This is a genomic window from Rothia sp. HMSC066H02 (genome assembly GCF_001814995.1).
GTDB classification, from domain to species: Bacteria; Actinomycetota; Actinomycetes; order Actinomycetales; family Micrococcaceae; genus Rothia; species Rothia mucilaginosa.
Map to the genome: position 1 here is coordinate 406,169 of NZ_KV818667.1, position 16,790 is coordinate 422,958.

At 60.8% G+C, this 16,790-nt stretch carries 13 protein-coding genes; 5 read left to right on the plus strand and 8 right to left on the minus strand.

The genetic code is table 11. From position 1 onward, the window contains the following. The first annotated feature begins 393 nt into the window (after nucleotides 1-393). The 4 genes from HMPREF2999_RS01720 to HMPREF2999_RS01730 all read left to right on the plus strand — a co-directional run bounded on the left by HMPREF2999_RS01720 (nucleotide 394) and on the right by HMPREF2999_RS01730 (nucleotide 5,090). Nucleotides 394-1,719, plus strand: coding sequence for an ArsR/SmtB family transcription factor (locus tag HMPREF2999_RS01720; RefSeq protein ID WP_070674811.1), 1,326 nt, complete (start codon nucleotides 394-396; stop codon nucleotides 1,717-1,719). A gap of 97 nt (nucleotides 1,720-1,816) precedes the next feature. Further along, a complete protein-coding gene (locus tag HMPREF2999_RS01725) occupies nucleotides 1,817-3,880 on the plus strand; it encodes a FadR/GntR family transcriptional regulator (RefSeq protein ID WP_070674814.1) in 2,064 nt (687 codons plus the stop codon). Nucleotides 3,881-4,143: 263 nt separating this feature from the next. Beyond that, nucleotides 4,144-4,242, plus strand: a complete 99-nt coding sequence (locus HMPREF2999_RS09250; protein WP_005504750.1) for a 30S ribosomal protein bS22 — start codon at nucleotides 4,144-4,146, stop codon at nucleotides 4,240-4,242. A 158-nt stretch (nucleotides 4,243-4,400) separates the two neighbouring features. Next, nucleotides 4,401-5,090, plus strand: a complete 690-nt coding sequence (locus HMPREF2999_RS01730) for a histidine phosphatase family protein (protein ID WP_070674817.1) — start codon at nucleotides 4,401-4,403, stop codon at nucleotides 5,088-5,090. A gap of 125 nt (nucleotides 5,091-5,215) precedes the next feature. Here the strand turns inward: HMPREF2999_RS01730 and HMPREF2999_RS01735 are convergent, their stop codons facing one another. The 6 genes from HMPREF2999_RS01735 to gluQRS form a co-directional block, all read right to left on the minus strand. Next, nucleotides 5,216-5,611: a PLD nuclease N-terminal domain-containing protein gene (locus HMPREF2999_RS01735; RefSeq protein ID WP_070674820.1), complete on the minus strand. Its 396-nt coding sequence runs from the start codon at nucleotides 5,609-5,611 to the stop codon at nucleotides 5,216-5,218. 115 nt (nucleotides 5,612-5,726) lie between these two features. Continuing rightward, nucleotides 5,727-6,641 carry a 1,4-dihydroxy-2-naphthoate polyprenyltransferase gene (locus HMPREF2999_RS01740; protein WP_049363321.1) on the minus strand — a complete coding sequence of 305 codons (915 nt, stop codon included), beginning with the start codon at nucleotides 6,639-6,641 and terminating at the stop codon, nucleotides 5,727-5,729. Nucleotides 6,642-6,750: 109 nt separating this feature from the next. Beyond that, nucleotides 6,751-8,103 (minus strand): AMP-binding protein, encoded by a 1,353-nt coding sequence (locus HMPREF2999_RS01745; protein WP_070674823.1) that lies wholly within the window; start codon nucleotides 8,101-8,103, stop codon nucleotides 6,751-6,753. A gap of 169 nt (nucleotides 8,104-8,272) precedes the next feature. Continuing rightward, nucleotides 8,273-9,226, minus strand: coding sequence for a 1,4-dihydroxy-2-naphthoyl-CoA synthase (locus HMPREF2999_RS01750; RefSeq protein WP_070674827.1), 954 nt, complete (start codon nucleotides 9,224-9,226; stop codon nucleotides 8,273-8,275). A gap of 186 nt (nucleotides 9,227-9,412) precedes the next feature. After that, entirely contained in the window at nucleotides 9,413-10,900 is a 1,488-nt protein-coding gene (putP, locus tag HMPREF2999_RS01755) for a sodium/proline symporter PutP (protein WP_070674830.1), read from the minus strand. A 381-nt stretch (nucleotides 10,901-11,281) separates the two neighbouring features. Beyond that, entirely contained in the window at nucleotides 11,282-12,289 is a 1,008-nt protein-coding gene (gene gluQRS, locus HMPREF2999_RS01760) for a tRNA glutamyl-Q(34) synthetase GluQRS (protein WP_070674833.1), read from the minus strand. 308 nt (nucleotides 12,290-12,597) lie between these two features. Here gluQRS and HMPREF2999_RS01765 point away from each other — a divergent pair, with 308 nt between their 5' ends. After that, complete coding sequence (locus tag HMPREF2999_RS01765) at nucleotides 12,598-13,506, plus strand: MBL fold metallo-hydrolase (RefSeq protein WP_049356271.1); 909 nt, start codon at nucleotides 12,598-12,600, stop codon at nucleotides 13,504-13,506. A gap of 108 nt (nucleotides 13,507-13,614) precedes the next feature. Here the strand turns inward: HMPREF2999_RS01765 and HMPREF2999_RS01770 are convergent, their stop codons facing one another. Then, nucleotides 13,615-14,634: a glycosyltransferase gene (locus HMPREF2999_RS01770; protein WP_049341039.1), complete on the minus strand. Its 1,020-nt coding sequence runs from the start codon at nucleotides 14,632-14,634 to the stop codon at nucleotides 13,615-13,617. Between the two features lie 277 nt (nucleotides 14,635-14,911). After that, nucleotides 14,912-16,762, minus strand: coding sequence for a 2-succinyl-5-enolpyruvyl-6-hydroxy-3-cyclohexene-1-carboxylic-acid synthase (menD, locus tag HMPREF2999_RS01775; protein ID WP_070674836.1), 1,851 nt, complete (start codon nucleotides 16,760-16,762; stop codon nucleotides 14,912-14,914). Nucleotides 16,763-16,790 lie beyond the last annotated feature (28 nt).

Consider the following 16,790-nt stretch of genomic DNA (forward strand, 5'->3'; position numbering starts at 1 on the left):
TCTGGGTGTTGGTGTGTTGGGTGGCGGATATGTGCCTGTTTTGACGCCTTCTAGTGTATCGCGCCTAAGGTGTGCGGAGGGGGTTGAGGCTCTGGTGGTTTGGGGGTAAATATGTGAGCTTGGAGAAGGCGTGCGGTTGGTTTTGTGGGTGGAACCACGAAAACTATATATTCTGAATTAGCTATATAAGTATTGAGGGTCTGGGTGGCTCGCATATGCCTAGGATGAGATACAGGAAATCTCCACGAGATGTGATAGGCACTTCATGCTTTTCTCCCCTTCAGTGCTTCATATTGAGGTAGCATTCAGCGGTCTTTCAGAATTTTTGAAGGTAATTTCCGTATCAGCCTCATTCTAAGCTTGAGGCGTCACTTTATATGTCATAATCGCTATATGCATTCTGATGTTTTTTCTGTCATCGCGGATCCGACTCGCCGCCGAATTGTGCGTATTCTCGCTGAGCAAACCCACACGGTGGGTGCAGTGGTTGAAAAGCTGGGCATGAGCCAGCCGACCATTTCGAAGCACCTGAAAGTCCTTCGCGATGCAGATGTGGTCTCCGTGACCGTGGAGGGGCAGCGTCGCCTCTACTCCCTGAACCCGGATGTATTCGCCACTGTGACCGAGTGGATTAACGAGACCGTTCAGATCGCACGCCAGTCCAATGAGGCGCACGCACCCGTGGCACTGCCCGGTGGCGTGACTGCATCTGCCTCCGACAAGACGGCAGCTGAGAAGCCGGTCGAGAAGACCTCCGAAAAGAGTGCTCCGAAGCCCGAGGCGACCGACTCCGAAACTCTCACCGTTGAGGCACCCACCTCCGAGGAAATCGAGCAGGCTCGCATTCAGCGCGCCCGCGCACAGTACCTGACCCCCAGCGCGCGCATCTACTCGCGCCCTGCGGAGCAGGCTGGTGAGAGTGCCGCTTCCGAAGCTGTTGCTGAGAAGGCAGGAGCTACTGAGCCTACCCCGCAGGAAGAGGCAGTGGATAGCACCCCGATGCGTCCCTTCACTCCCGCAGCCTACGGTTACGACGCTGGGGTGACCCCCGCGGCGTCGGCAACCCCCGCTCAGGCCGCTACCCCTGCGGCACCTGCTGAGGCTAAGCCTGTTGTAGCGCAGAAGCCGGTGGTATTCCCTCAGCCTGCGGCTGTGGTGCCTTATGGCATCGACCCCGCTGCGGTTGTGGGTGGCTCGATTCAGCCTATCCCTGTGATCCCCGAGGCTGTTGTGCTTGAAAAGATTGCCGAGGAAAAGGCTACCGACGAAAAGGGTGCAGCTGAGAAGCCTGTTGCACCCGCTGAATCCGTCAAGGAAGAAGCAACCCGCAAGGAATTTGCAGCTGAGGATTCTGCCGCTGAAAAGTCTGTGATTGAGAAGAACGTAGTGGATGAAGCCGCGGCAGAAGAGCCCGTGAAGGCTGAATCTGTTGAGGCTGAGTCTGTTGAGGCTGAGTCTGTTGAGGAAGCAGCTTCGCCCGCAGAAGCTACTGAGATGGCTGAACTCGGTGAGGGCGAGCCTGCCAATGATGAGCTCACCAAAGATGAGCCTGTCGAGGGTGAGCCTGCTAAGGCTGAAACCTCCGCTGAGGAGCCCGAGTACCAGACCATGCCCTCCTACGATTCGGTGTACCGCCCCAGCACTGAGACGAACAGCGCTGAGGCGAAGGATAACCACCGCGGTGGTCTCTTCGGCTTCCTGCGTGGCCGCCGCCGCTAAGACGGGTGGCTAGGGTCTGCCCTGCCGATCACTTCCGGCATTAACTCTCTGTAAAACACACACTCTCACTCACTTTTTGACCGAAAGACGCATTCACGTGGCTATTCATCGTAAAATTCTGCGCTGGCTCGAGAACGAACTGTTCGAGGGCAACATTCAGCTTGGCCAGGACCTGCCCAGCGATAGCGAAATTGCGCGCGCTATTGGTGTGAGTCGTTCCCGCACCCGCGAGGCTCTGCGCACCCTGGAAGATATGGATCTGGTGCAGCTGTACAACGGCCGCGGCAAGGAAATGCTGGTGCACCTGAGCGATGAGCCGGCTTCCGCGGCGAGTGCCGCTCTGCGCCTGCACATGTCCAGCTCGCGTTACCCGACTCGTGACCTAGTGCAGACCCGTATTCTGCTGGAAAGCTGGGCGATTGCGCGTATTGACCCGAAGACCGCCTCCTTCGCGGAGATGGATGAGGTCCTGGAGCAGATGGAAGATTTCGATCTGTCGATTCGTGACTTCCTGGAGCTTCTGTTGACGTTCCACCACCAGGTGATGCGTTGTGCGGGTAATGAGCTGCTGATGGGTCTGCTCGCGTCGGTGCGTCAGCCGAGCTTTGAGTCGATGCTGTCGCTGGTGGGCCGTATGCCGCTGTGGAGTAGCGCTGTGGAGCGTTTGCGTGCTGAGAGTCGCGCTATTGCGGAGGCTCTGAAGGCTGGCGACGCTGCGACTGCGCGTGCCATGGTGATTGGTCAGCTGCGCGGCATGTATTCCGATGCCGGTATTGACCTGGAGCAGGAGGCGACCTCTGCGAATGGTCTGCCGGGTGAGCCGATTGCTTCTGAGTTTGCGCCGGTTGATGTGGATGAGTTTGCCGCTGATGACTTTGATGATTTGATGCAGGATGACCCGTCTTTCGCTGATGCGGAGGCTCTGCCCGCCGCAGATGCACCCGTTGCGGCACCCGCTTCTGTGGAGCCTGCGGCTGAGCCTGTTCAGGCTTCTGCTCCGTCTTCTGTCGTGGAGTACACGGTGCCTGAGGGCGATATTGTCTACATTGAGGAGACTGCTGCTGAGACTCCTGTGGAGCGGGTTGATGAGCCTGCTGAGGTTCTTTCTAGCTCTAACGCTTCTGGTTCTGACAAGGTAGAACGTTCCATTCCCGCTGTTGCTCAGCCCGCACCTGCTACTCCCGCGCAGCCTACCGCTCATACGGTGAGCGCGGATGTGCCGCTGAGCTTCGGCACCCCGCGCCGCAGCACCCCGGTAGCGCAGGCTGCCCCCGCTGCTTCTGCGGCTCCGGTATCTGGTGTCCAGGCGCCGGCCTCCCAGACTCTCAGCTCGCAGACGCTCAGCTCCCAGGCCCCCAGCGGCCAGCTGCCGAGCGTCCCTGCCGCGTACGCGCAGGAAGAGGCTGAGGGTCCCGCGAAGGTTCTGCGCGCCTCCACGGCGGCTCCGCGTCGTCGTAGCGGTCAGATTATTTCTCCGGTGCGTGCGACCATCATTAAGCCGGTGGATCGTAGCAAGGTGCTGACTGCGCCTGCCCGTACCGCCCGTCCTGCGGCTGTTGTGACTGCCGCGGCGCCTGCGGAGTCTGAGTCGGCTGAGAAGGTTCTGCGTGCCCCTGCACGCCAGGAGGTGCCCGCCGTTCAGCCTGCTGAGCCTACCCGCCTTGAGGCGGCAGCGACCATCCACGACACCTACGAGAAGCTTCCGCATGATGAGCCGGTGCAGGAGCGCGGCGGCATCTTCTCGAAGATGAAGCGTTTCTTTGGCGTGGATGTGTACGAGCCTGAGCATGACGAAGCTCAGGAGGGCACTGAGAAGGAGCAGGTTCTGAAGGCTGAAACGAAGCCCGAGTCCCGGCCCGTCATTGATGAGGAGGCGCTGGCTCGTGCCGAGGCTGAGCGTGCTGAGCGTTTGAAGGCGTTGCATGCGGCGGCTGAAGAAGAGGCGGCTGAGGAAAGCGCCGCTGAAGAGGTTTCGGTAGAAGAGCCGCTTGAAGAACCCGCTGAGGCTTCTAATCCCGCCCAGGAATCGGTTGCGGAATCGGTAGAGGCCGCCTCTGACGCTGATGAGAGCACTGCTGAGGGTGCTGTAGCTTCTTCCGGTTCGGTGCTGTCTCATGGCCGCGGTAAGGGCTCGAAGAAGTCGAAGAAGAAGCGTCGTTAGGGCTACCGAATCCCCGTTTTTGCCCCGAGATATCCTCGATATACCCGCGGGAAAAGCGGAAATTCAGGGAAAAACTCCTGAAAAGCCGCTCTCGAATGGTGAAAATGGGGGTAAACCTAGTACTCTAGGTAGGTAGCGCTCTAAAACGCAAGGGTATTTCTGTGCCTAAAATGCGTTTTGGATCGGTTATACCGGTATAAATATCCCCGGGTAGCTACCGAGTCGAATGGCTCGGCCGGGTACGAGTAAAGTGAGGAAATCCTATGGGTTCCGTTATCAAGAAGCGCCGCAAGCGTATGTCCAAGAAGAAGCACCGCAAGCTGCTTCGTAAGACCCGCCACCAGCGCCGCAACAAGAAGTAAATAGACTTCTTTCGCCCCGCCCTCCGTATGGAGAGGCGGGGTTTTTGCGTTCCTGCAGTTTTCGCGGGCTGGGTTTTGTACGCCAGGTTTTGTATTTGTAGAGGGTATGTGCGGGTTACCTGTTTGGGGTGCGGCGCGCTATCTGAGAGACTGGGATTATGACTGAAACTTCCACCATTAAAGTTCACCTCATGCGTCACGGCGAGGTGCACAACCCCGAGCGCATTGTGTACGGCCGTCTGCCCGGCTACCGTCTGTCCGATAAGGGCCAGCAGATGGTGCGTCTGAGCGCTGAGGAGTTCGCGGCTCGTGCTGAGCGAGGCGCCCGTTTCGTGCATCTGGTCTGCTCGCCGTTGCAGCGTACCCGTGAGTCTGCCGCCCCGGTTGAGGAGCTGCTGGGTCTGACCGCGCAGCCGGATGAGCGCGTCATTGAGGCGGATAACTACTTTGAGGGTCTGCACGTGAACGCGCAGGAGCTGCTGAGGAACCCGCGTCACTGGACGAAGCTGTACAACCCGGCGCGCCCCTCCTGGGGTGAGTCGTACCTGGATCAGATTCGCCGTATGGCAGCGGCTGTTCAGGATGCGGCGCGTACCGCCTACGAGCGCGGCGGTGAGGGTGCGGAGGCGATTATTGTGTCGCACCAGCTGCCGATTTGGATTACTCGCCTGGGCATTGAGGGTCGCATGCTACAGCATGACCCGCGTGCCCGTGAGTGCAACCTGGCGTCGATTACGACTCTGGCGTTTAGCACCACTGATTTTGAGCATGAGATGCCGCATTTTGTGGGGTATTCGGAGCCTGCTGCGCCGCTGTACGGTGGCGTGATTCAGCTGCCCGGTAGCTGAAACATCCGGTAGCTAGTTCCTGAAGCTGTTTTTGAGCATAGTAAGAGGCTGTGAGCCCATCCGTTGCGGATGCGCTCACAGCCTCTTTCTGTAAACCTTTAGGGGTGCGAGCCTAGCTACCCTGACTAGTTCTGCCCGTTGCCCTGATTCGGGGTGTCCTCTTCGGGGTCCTGCTTGTTGTTCGATTCTGCCTCACGGCTGCGGCGTTCGCGTTCTGCCTTTGCTTTGAGCCAGCGCAGGTATTCTTCATCGTCATCGGGGGAAGAGACCGAGGGGGCGGGGGCGCTGCGTCGCTGACCGAATCCGGGGCGAGTGCCTGCCGCGGGCTGTGCCTTGGGGCGGCCCAGGATAAGCCACATGATGGGGCCTACCACGGGGAAGAGCAGGGTGACGAGAACCCACAGCCACTTGGGCAGGGTTCGCGCCTCGTGTGCGGGGGTGCGGACGGCGTCCAAGAGGGTGTAGAGGGTCAGACCCACGATGAGGGCTGCGCCGCCAATAATCAGCATGGCTCGAATCATAAGCACTACTATGACACACCGCCGCGTTATTGCGGAACTGTGAACCGGGTGCCCGCCAACGGCGTAATGGCGCGGCAATCCGGTGCAGATTTGTACGTCGGCTTAGTAGCCGGTCTTAGTAGCCGGTAAACACCTGAACTTCGTGGCTAATAATATCCAGCGAACCCAGCCACACGGCGAGGGCAAGAATAACCGAGTACACGAGCGCCACAATACCCGCCTGCTTGAGCACGGGAATCAGCTCGCGGCCGCCGCGCGTCCACACGGTCACGCAGGAGTGGATGGTCGGGCCCACCAGCAGGAAGATGAGCAGGAACCAGGGGTTTTCATCGAGCAGGAGCACGCCCAGACCCAGCGCCAGAGCCATCTCCACAATGTAGGTGATGCGCGACCAGCGTTCACCCAGGCGCACCGCCATGGTCAGTTTGCCCGCCTCAATGTCGGTGGGGATGTCACGCACGTTATTCGCCATGAGCAGCGCGCACGAAATCAGACCAATGCCGATAGCACCCACCCAGCCGAGCAGAGTCAGGGTGTGCGCCTGCGTGTAGAGGGTGCCCAGGGTCGCGACCAGACCAAAGTAGACGAAGACGAACACATCACCCAGGCCCATGTAACCGTAGGGGTGCTTGCCGCCGGTGTAGCCCCACGCCGCGAAGACGCTGGAGGCGCCAATCGCCAGGAACCACCACTGATTCGCCAGTGCCACCAGGGCAAGGCCGGCGAGCATCGCCAGGCCGAAGCAGCCGAAGGCGGCGTACTTGACGGAGCGGGGGCTTGCCACACCGGAACCGACGAGGCGCAGCGGGCCCACGCGGTCTTCGTCGGTGCCTTTGATGCCGTCGGAGTAGTCGTTGGCGTAGTTCACGCCCACCTGCAGGAAGAACGCGACGAGGAACGCCAAGAACGCGTAGAGCGGCTTGAATTCGTTGATCTCGTAGGCGGCAGCTGAGCCGGCAATAATGGGGGCGACGGCGAGCGGCAGGGTGCGCAGGCGAGCGCCTTCAATCCATTGGGCGGCAGTTGCCACGGGGGTTCCTTCCGGGTCTAAGTGCGTATGATGCGTGGGTGCTGTGATGCGAGGGCCAGGGCGTGTGGGCGGCTGCGTGCGCGGGGTGAACCCCGCGGATGGGCCTGCTTTAGCCCTGACGGTAGTCTCTGTCCAGGATACTGTATATTTCTGCGCGGTCCGGTTTGCCGGTGCTGGTGAGCGGGAAATCCGGCAGGATGCTCAGCTGCTTGGGGGCGGCGGGCGCGCCGAGATTTTCGGTGCAACGGGCACGGAGCAGGGCGCAGAGTTCTTCGTTCAGAACAGTACTGGCACTGTCGCTTATCGCAGGGGGTACGAGCGTGACCGCGGCGGCAATGGCGGTGCCCCAGCGGGCATCGGGCAGGCCGACTACGCAGGCTTCACGCACGGCGGGGTGCTCTTCGAGCACGGTCGCCACGGCGCGGGCGGAGATTTTCACGCCGCCGCTGATGAGCACGTCGTCGCTGCGGCCGAGTACCTGCAGGCGCTGCCCGCTACAGTTCTCGTTGCTTTCGGGAGCTGCTACAGAGCTCAGCAGCCCGTAGTCGTCGGTGCGGTACCAGCGGGTGCCGTCGGCGGCGGTGAAGAAGTGCTCGGCGGTGCGGGTGGCGTCGCCAATGTAGCCGCTGGCGAGGTGCGCGCCGCTGATCCAAATACGGCCCACCTGCACAGACTCTTCATTCGCCGGCTTCCCCTCAATATCCGGTACGGCGGGCATGCCTTCTTCCGGTACGAGCTCCACCCGCACGCCGGGCAGTACGGAGCCGGAGTAGACGCATCCGCCGGCGGTTTCGGCACTGCCGTAGGTGGTCACCGTGTTCAGCCCCAGGGCAGTAGCGGCGGCGAGCAGGTCGGCGCTGGCGGGGGCGCCTCCAAGCAGGATGCCGGTGAAGGATCCGAGCGCCTCGTGAATTTCAGCGCCCAGGTGCGGATCGGCGTCCGCGCTTTCGAGCAGTTTATGGAGCTGGGTGGGTACCAGGGAGATAAACCGGCGTGCCGAGCTCATGCGCTCAACCGTCTGCAGGAACACCTCGGGGCTAAAGTGCACGGGCTCAATGACGGAGCGGGCAATGACCGGGGCGGTACCGGCGAGCACGGATCGGGCGAGCACCTGCGCACCGGCAATATAGTGCGCGGGAAGAGCCAGGAGCCACTGCGATGCCGTATCGGAGTTTGAGCCGAAGAAGCGTTCGGTGGCTGCGGCACTGGCGGCAAGAGCTCGCGCGGTCAGTGCGGTGCGTTTGGGGGTTCCGGTGGATCCGGAGGTGCCCACCACCAGGGCAATAGGCTCCGCAGCCGCGCCCGCATCCGCCGTGTACTCGCCCAGTAGCTGCTCAAAGGCATTCAGCATGGCGTGAGGGTCGGCGGGCTGATCGGCGCGCACCTGTACCGCCTGCGGGTGCAGGGCAGCCTCCTGCGGGGCGGGGGAGGGCGCGAGCCCGGGTACGGGGGTGTTCATCATGGCTAAATCCTTAGCGGCTGTTTGTAGCGGCTGCGTGCTGTCATGCGCCGGTGTCATATGCCGGTGCGGCATCAAATGCGCCGGAGCCGGATTCTTAGCTGAGGTTCTCAGGGTTGAATCCGGCTCCGAGCCTATGCATCTGAAACTACTTCTGTAGAAGGGCTGTCTCTTAGAAGTAGTAGGGGTAGTTGGACCAGTCCGGGTCACGCTTCTGCAAGAACGCGTCGCGGCCCTCCACGGCCTCGTCGGTCATGTATGCCATGCGGGTTGCCTCACCAGCGAAGACCTGCTGGCCGAGCATGCCGTCGTCGGGCAGGTTGAAGGCGTACTTGAGCATGCGGATTGCCTGCGGGGACTGGCGGGCAATGTGCGCCGCGTATTCCAGGCCCTTGTTCTCGAGTTCTGCGTGGGGGACTACGTCGTTGACTGCGCCCATTTCGTACATGCGCTGTGCGTCGTATTCCTTGGCGAGGAAGAAGATTTCGCGGGCGAACTTCTGACCCACCTGGCGTGCGAGCAGCGCCGAACCGTAGCCTGCGTCGAAGGAGCCGACGGTTGCGTCGGTCTGCTTGAACTTGCCGTACTCTTCGGAGGCGATGGTCAGGTCAGCAACTACGTGCAGGGAGTGGCCGCCGCCTGCAGCCCAGCCGGAGACGAGGGCGATAACGACCTTGGGCATGGTGCGGATGAGGCGCTGCACTTCCAGGATGTGCAGTCGGCCTGCGCGTGCCGGGTCGATGCTTTCTGCGGTGTCGCCGCTGGCGTAGTGGTAGCCGTCGCGGCCGCGGATGCGCTGGTCGCCGCCGGAGCAGAACGCCCAGCCGCCGTCCTTGGCGGAGGGGCCGTTGCCGGTGAGCAGTACGGTACCTACGTCGGAGGTCATGCGGGCGTGGTTGAGGGCACGGTAGAGTTCGTCCACGGTGTGCGGGCGGAATGCGTTGCGGACCTCGGGGCGGTCGAATGCGATGCGCACGGTGGGCAGATCGCGTAGGATTTCGCCGTTTTCGTTGCGCTGAACCTGGCGATGGTAGGTGATGTCGGTGAAGTCTTCGAAGCCTTCGACGACGCGCCAGTCGGCGGGGTTGAAGATGTCCGAGACCTTTTCGGGAAGTTGTGCAGTCATAGACCCTATTCTACGTTGCCCGGGCGCTGTCTGAGGCTGTGAACCTGGTTGCCCGGTATAGCGAACCTGGTTGCCCGGTATAGCGAATCAGGTTGCCGAGCATATAAGAAGGCCCGGACCGCGTGTGTGCGGCCCGGGCCTTAGAAGTTGGGTAAGGAAGCTTACCCGGTCTTGGTTATTTGTAGGCTACTTGACCTTTGCGAGCTCTACCGCGCGGTCGAACTCTTCGTCAATGACCGGGTTCTTCTTGTAGGTGACCAGGGAGACGATGATTGCGACCAGCATTGCCGAGGCGAAGCCGGGAACCATTTCGTAGAGCACGGACTTCATCGGGCTCTGGCCCCATGCGAATGCCACAACGGCACCGGTAATCATGGAGGCGAGTGCACCCTGGGTGGTCAGCTTACGCCAGTAGAGGGAGAGCAGAACGGTCGGGCCGAATGCCGAACCGAAGCCAGCCCAAGCGAATGCGACCAGCTGCAGAATGGAGCTGTTGGGGTTCCACGCCAGGGCACCGGCGACCAGCGCCACGATTGCCACGCCTGCACGGCCGAGCCACAGGGACTTGCCCGCGCTGAGCTTCTTCGAGGAGAAGATGCCGTAGAGGTCTTCCACCAGAGCGGAGGAGCACACGATCAGCTGTGAGGAGAGGGTGGACATAATTGCCGCCAGAACCGCAGCCAGAATCAGGCCCGCAACGAGGGGGTGGAACAGAATCTGGGCGAGGTCCAGGAAGACCGACTCAGCGGTTTCGGGGTTGGTGAGGGACGCCTCGGGGTGGCGTGCAAAGTATGCGATACCCATGAACGCGCCGCTCAGTGCACCGAACACGGTCAGGACCATCCAGCTGATGCCGATGCGGCGGCCGGACTTAGCGTCCGCGGGGGTGCGCATTGCCATGAATCGCACGATAATGTGCGGCTGGCCGAAGTAGCCCAGACCCCATGCGAGGGACGAAACGATACCGGCGAAGGTGGTGCCTGCGAAGATGCTCAGCGCGTCGGGGCGTACCTGGCTGATGGACTCAACCACGGGGCCCACGCCGCCGAGGTTAATAATAGTGACGACGGGAACGGCAATGAGTGCTGCGAGCATGAGCAGGCCCTGAACCATGTCGGTGTAGGATGCGCCCATGAAGCCGCCGAAGAAGGTGTAGAACACGGTGATGCCTGCCAGCAGGAGCATACCGGTGTGGTATTCCTGTCCGAAGGAGGACTTGAAGAACAGGCCGCCGGACACCATGCCGGAGGAGACGTAGAAGGTGAAGAACACCAGAATCACGACGCCGGAGACGATGCGCAGCACGCGCTTGGTGTCATGGAGGCGGTTGCTCAGGAAGACGGGGACGGTCACGGCGTCACCTGCTACTTCGGTGTAGCTACGCAGTCGCGGTGCCACGAACTTCCAGTTGCACCATGCGCCGATGGTCAGACCGACGGCGAGCCACGCCTGGGAGAGGCCGCTGAGGTAGACGGCGCCGGGCAGACCCATGAGGAGCCAACCGGACATGTCGGATGCGCCAGCCGAGAGTGCGGCGACGGTGGGGGAGAGCTGTCGCCCGCCCAGCACATAGTCGTCAAGACTGTTGTTTTTGCTATTTGCCCATAGGCCGATTGCGATCATGGCAACAAAATAAATCGCCAGCGCGATGACCTGGTATGTACTCGCGGCCATAATGTTCCTTCTCTCCTGGTGATAGTGTGCGCCTGTGTGTATTTATGCGCTACCCCATAACTTTATGAGTGGCATAGGATACAGTCTAGGCTTTTAGGGGCTGAAAATAAAGTCTATTTGACGCCTGGGAATGAGAGGCCATGGAATAAATATGTATTTTCTGTGTAAGTTCTATGGTCGTACAGGTGGGGTGCTGTGGGAGCGTGTGCGAAAAAGTGCCCGAAAAATCCCTGGATTTCAGGGTTTCGGGCACTTGAGTGAAAGATATGTAGTTGAAAAGCAACGCAAACGCTCAGTGGCATATGCATCTAAAACGAATTAAACGAAAAATTTAAAAGCCGTTCGGAGTGTTGAACTGTTACACAACAATGTCACAGAGGCTTAGAGATCCCTCACAACCCACGGCTCAGAAGCCATACGAGCCGGGTCAAAACGCTCCAAAATCGCCGCCGCATTAGGCACCGGAACATCCGCGGAATGGGCGGATCCATCAGCGTTATACACCGGAATAGACGCGGCAATCCAACCCAAAATCGTCGGGATTTCAACGCCGGCCTCATGCAGCTGCGGCAGGGTTACCGCCCCATCGCGCTTCGCCAGGCGCTTACCCTCCTCATTGAGCGCCAGCGGCACGTGAGCGTAACGCGGCTGCGTCAAACCCAAAAGTTGCGCCAAATACGACTGGCGAGGCGCCGAAGGGAGCAGATCATCACCGCGCACAATCTGCTCAACCCCCACAAACGCATCGTCCACCACGGAGGTCAGGTTATAGGCGTAGGTGCCATCATTGCGCACCAACACAAAATCATCCACCAGCCCCGTGTAGGTGCCGTAAAGATCATCCTGCACCGTGTAGCTCGTGCACTCGGCACGCAGGCGCAGAGCCGGCGGACGCTGAGCACGGCGCTCCTCCCGTTGCGCCTTGCTCAGCTCACGGCAGGTGCCCGGGTATGCGCCCGGCGCACCGTGCGGGGCGCTAGAAGCCTCCTGAATTTCGCGGCGGGTACAGAAGCACTCATAGACGAGGTTCGCCTCGCGCAGCTGCGCAACCGCCTGCTCGTAGGCGGCAAGGCGCGTGCTCTGATACAGTACGCCCGCCTCTTTGATCTCGGCTCCCTCAACGCGCTCTGTCGGGGCGCCGGGGCTCGCGTCCCAATCCAGGCCCAGCGCCGCCAAATCGGCAATCTGACGCTCTGCAGCACCCTGGCGCACGCGATCCAGATCCTCCACACGCAGGTAGAAGGGCTTGCCGCCGCGGCGCGCCATCGCCCACGCCAAAATAGCGGTACGCAAATTACCCAGATGCAAATCCCCCGAGGGGGAGGGGGCGTAGCGTCCGGTACCGCTGGGGAAAGGCTGAGCTGAGGGAGGGGTAGGGGAAGAAGTCATACTCCTATCCTATAGGGGCGTTAGATGCGGGGTAACCGTGCGCACGACTCTAGGTTGAGTGGCATCGTGGCATAAATATTGCTTCTACGGATGCGCGCCGGGCTTTTCGAGGGGCTCCTTTGGTGATGATGTGCTGTTCAAACAATCCGGAGAGGTTGATAAGGCTCACCACTTTCTTATCACTAGAGATAATTTTGTGCAAAATAATTCACTTTCATTGCCTTGAATTGTTACCGAACAGTAAATTTCTGTTCTCTGGAAGCCCGAATAGCCCCGCAAGTACCAAAAATTACAGTAGGGTTGTATCTATGGCTCGTACTATTGAACTCGCAGACGGCGTGTACCGCATTGCGACCGACAACTACCGACTGAACACCGGACTGGTCCTCGGACTGGAGCGTGCACTAGTCGTAGATACCGGCGCAGGTCCCCGTCAGGCAACCGAAATTTATGATGAGGTTCGCCGTCTCACGCGCCTTCCTATTACCGTTGTAAACACTCACGGACACTATGAGCGTTTCTTCGGCAACGATGTTTTCGCGGCAATGGGTACCGAAGAATTCTGGGCGCATCCTCGCGCCGCGCGTGCAATCCGTAAATACGGTGAGGCGCAGCGTCCCTACGTCGAGACGCTGGAACCGGAAATGGCACACAATCAGGGTGCCGCCACCAATATTGTCGTTCCCAACCGCCTGGTCGCCAATAGGGGCGACGGCATCACTTTCACCCCCATCGACCTGGGTGAGCGTAGCGCAACCCTCATGTACATGGGACCCGGCCACACCGACGGTGACATTATGGTCGGTGTAGAGGATGTGCTGTTCATGGGCGGTCTGATTGAAGAGGGTACCGACCCCTACTTTGAGGATTCTTTCCCCGACCGTTGGATTGATACTCTCGGTGCCGTGCTCGAATTTGATCGTTACCGCGTGTTTGTGCCCGGTAACGGTGAGCCGGTAGACCGCACCTTCGTGGAGCGTGAACGCAACACCATGGTGACCGCTATTGAGTCGATTCGTTCCTCCACTTTAAATCGTGATGACGAGGCGACGACCGCGGCAATGTATAAGTTGCCGTATGCACCGGGTGCTACTCGCTTCCTGCTGGATCGTTTGGCTCAGCTTGAAGGCGCACCGGTAGCGGCGTACCTCGAAGCGGATCACCCGGATACCAGTGGTTTCACGGGTCCGATTACTCTGGGTCAGGCTTCGTACTAAAACCCCGTATGCAATATGCCTCATGGGGCATAAATACAGGTGAGGGCTGGTTTCTATGATAGAAACCAGCCCTCACCTTTTATATACCCATAACCTTAGGGCACGTATTTAGCGCTGAACGTACTGGGCGCGCATTGCCTCGCAATCAGCCTGCAAAGAAGCCGGGACTTCACCCATTGCCTCGCAAAGCTGCACGAAACGGTGACGCCAATCCAGGTGCTGCAGCGCCTGACGAATCTGCTGCTCACCCTGCGCGGGGGTCCAACGGGAGACCGCATCGGCAACCTGCGCGAGGCCCGCGCGTGCATCCGCATGATCAATGTCGATGGTCGCGCCATCCCAAAGGATTTCACGTACGGTGGTGGTGTTCGGAACCTTGCCGACCACGGTCACGCCCGAAGCCAGGGCATCGGTCCAACGACCGGTGATGTACTCCTTGGTCGGGTGAGTGTACGGCGCCGGGCTGACCGAAGTGGAGAACGCCAGCAGGAACTTCGCGCGGTTCAGCGAATCCTGCAGATGCTGAGCCGACTCGCGGTCATTTGCACCGAAGGGCGGGCGGCCCTCAAAGCTCAGACCCAGCTCAGCGGCGAGGGCGGCGGTCGCCTCGTCATCTTCGTAGGCGGCGGGCTGACGGCCCACGCGCAGCAGGTCGGTGCTCTTTGAGCCCAGAGTAGCCAGACGGTCGCTGAACTTGCTCCAAACATCCGCACCCCAGGGCAGAACGCCGGGGTTCTTCACGCCCGCGGCAGTCCAGGGCTGAACGTCGTCAACATCCGCAACGAAAATACGGTCGTAGGTGGAGGACTTAGCCACCGCAGGAATACGGTCATCCCAGAAGCTATCAATCACCCAGCCGTAGACCGCGCCGTAGCGGCGGAACGCGAAGGAACGCTGCGAAATGGCGTACAGCTGACCGGGATCAGAAGCAATCACCAGGCAACGCTTCGAGCCGCCCTTGAGGCGGGGCAGACGCGCCAGAAGCTTGGTTTCCTTGCTGAGGGATGCGCCCACATCCACGGTGTGCACGGTGCCGCCGGTGTAGCGGGCGAGAAGCTCCGCCATGGCGTGTACGGGAACCCAACCGGCTCCGGAGGGGACAGCAACAATAATATCGAGTGAGCTCATGAGAATCCTTGGGGGCAACGTCCGCCGCATGCACCGGGCTCACCGGGGTAAAACCTCGGGTCGCGGGCGGTGTGCATCAGCGGCAAGAGCGTGAATGTCAATAAATGATAGATAGGGTGCCTTACGTCAGCAGGCGCGCAAAAAACGCGAATGCAGCGGCGAGTGAAACCGCTACGACCGGCTAGCGTTCAGCCACGGAAGGCTATGGCACAGGTAGTTTTCAGTATATCGGTCAACCCTGCGCACGGGGCTTAGCCTGCAGCCTTTAGAAACAGCTTTAGGGTGTGTGAATGCGCACCTCAACGCCCGATTCGGTGCCAAACCCGGCAGCCATGCGCGCCAAATCAGTATTCGGGGCGGCAGCCACCGTGAAGAAATGATCCACAGCCGCAGTGAACTGCTCCTGACGAGCCATATCACCGTGTTCAAGGGTCGTGAAAATACCGCCGCCGGCATCGTCAAAGACCTCAACGCGCAGTTCGGGCAGAAGCTCAGTATTCGGCAGATTCAGCGAGGACACATCGTGCTGGAAGGTCAAGTCACCGCACAGCAGGGTCACCGGCAGGGCGGCACCACCAATGACCGGGCGGGAGTTCTCATCCACACCGGCAGGGTAGTAGCCAGACAGCGACACACCAATAGCGGTTGCAATCGTGCCGTCAATACCGGCAAGACCGCGATTAGCAAACACGCGCGCGGGGGCGGGCTCGCCCAGGGAGGGAGCTGCCGCATCCAAATCACGCACCAGGTTTGAGGAGCCCAGCACCATGAGGCGGCGCTGAGCCACCGCATCCTGCCAGACGCGGCGCGCGTAGGAACGACCGGCGGTGCGGTTGCGGTAATCGGTGTAGTCAACCGAGCTCTCAGCGCTGCCTACTGAACTCTCAGCACCGGGGTGTTCGTAGGCGGCAATGGCGCGCAGGCACTCATCCTGCAGCTCGCGGGCGGGCTCAACCCACTGCTCTATCCAGCTCAGCTCGTCCACCAGCTCATCAGCGGCAGCAGAGGATGCGCACGCAAACTCGGCGAGCTCGTGCGGGGTCGACAGCTCCACGAAGGAGCGGGCGCCCGGCTCATACCAGCTGGCGCGGCGCGGGGCGTAGAACGCGCACTGAATATTTTCGCGAGCCAGTAGCGCCGTAATCGGGCGTGAAAGCGTCGGATGACCAAAGAGCACCACACGCTCAATCTGCGCGGCGGGCACGAAAGACTCATCGCCGAGCAGCTGTGGGTAGTGAGGAATGGAGGTTGCGCCGTGGCGCGCCTCGGAGGAGGGCTCAGCAAAGAGTGGCAGGTTCAGCACGCGCGCGAACTCAGCCGCGAACTCGCCGGCGCCGTCAGCAGCAACCACCACGGTGCGGTGCGCCGGGGTGAACTCCGACAGGTCAGCCTGGGCCTCCAAAGAATCCAGAAGCCAACGCTGCTCAGCGCTGGAGAGCCCCGAACCTTCAGCGCGGGCGGTGCGGGCGCGGCCCTCAGCCTGCGGGTCGTAATCCTCCAGCAGGCTCTGCGCCCACTGCGGCAGCATCTGCGCAAAACGGCCAGAAGGGGTCAGCGGCGTATCGAAACAAATGTTCAGGTGCACCGGGCCAATAGGCTCGGCAGACTGCTTGCGCCAATGCTCGGCGCTACGACCGGTCAGCGCGTTCAAGCACGCCGCAAAAGCCTGAGTCTGCTCGCCCTCCACTTGCTCGGGGTAGGAGGTCAAATCGGCTTCAGCACGCACAAAAGGATGGAAGAAACTCGCCTGGCGGGTCGTCTGATTCACGCCGCTACCGCGTAGACGCTCCGGGCGGTCAGCGCTCAGCACCGCCAGGGGCACGCCAGCGTGGTACGCCTCCATGACGGCGGGCACGTACTCGCCCAGTGCCGTACCGGAGGTGCACACCAGGCCCACGGGCTGACCGGACGCCTTGGCAATACCCAGGGCGGTAAAGGCTGCACTTCGCTCGTCCACGCGCACGTGCGCAATGAGGGCGCCGGCTTCAGCGGCGGCGGCAATAGCGTACGCAAGAGGTGCGCTACGGGATCCCGGAGACACGACAACATGCCGCATACCGGCACGAATCAGCGAATCGAGCACGGATACTGCGGTGAGCATGGCGGGGGTTGAGCGGTTTTCAGTCACCGTACCATTCTAATGCCGTAAGGTTTTT

Excerpts from the sequence above, each read along its gene's own strand:
- HMPREF2999_RS01745 (WP_070674823.1), bottom strand. The coding sequence starts at position 8,103 with ATGATGAACACCCCCGTACCCGGGCTCGCGCCCTCCCCCGCCCCGCAG.
- HMPREF2999_RS01750 (WP_070674827.1), bottom strand. The coding sequence starts at position 9,226 with ATGACTGCACAACTTCCCGAAAAGGTCTCGGACATCTTCAACCCCGCC.
- HMPREF2999_RS01730 (WP_070674817.1), top strand. The coding sequence starts at position 4,401 with ATGACTGAAACTTCCACCATTAAAGTTCACCTCATGCGTCACGGCGAG.
- gluQRS (WP_070674833.1), bottom strand. The coding sequence starts at position 12,289 with ATGACTTCTTCCCCTACCCCTCCCTCAGCTCAGCCTTTCCCCAGCGGT.
- HMPREF2999_RS09250 (WP_005504750.1), top strand. The coding sequence starts at position 4,144 with ATGGGTTCCGTTATCAAGAAGCGCCGCAAGCGTATGTCCAAGAAGAAG.
- HMPREF2999_RS01765 (WP_049356271.1), top strand. The coding sequence starts at position 12,598 with ATGGCTCGTACTATTGAACTCGCAGACGGCGTGTACCGCATTGCGACC.
- HMPREF2999_RS01770 (WP_049341039.1), bottom strand. The coding sequence starts at position 14,634 with ATGAGCTCACTCGATATTATTGTTGCTGTCCCCTCCGGAGCCGGTTGG.
- putP (WP_070674830.1), bottom strand. The coding sequence starts at position 10,900 with ATGGCCGCGAGTACATACCAGGTCATCGCGCTGGCGATTTATTTTGTT.
- HMPREF2999_RS01735 (WP_070674820.1), bottom strand. The coding sequence starts at position 5,611 with ATGATTCGAGCCATGCTGATTATTGGCGGCGCAGCCCTCATCGTGGGT.
- HMPREF2999_RS01720 (WP_070674811.1), top strand. The coding sequence starts at position 394 with ATGCATTCTGATGTTTTTTCTGTCATCGCGGATCCGACTCGCCGCCGA.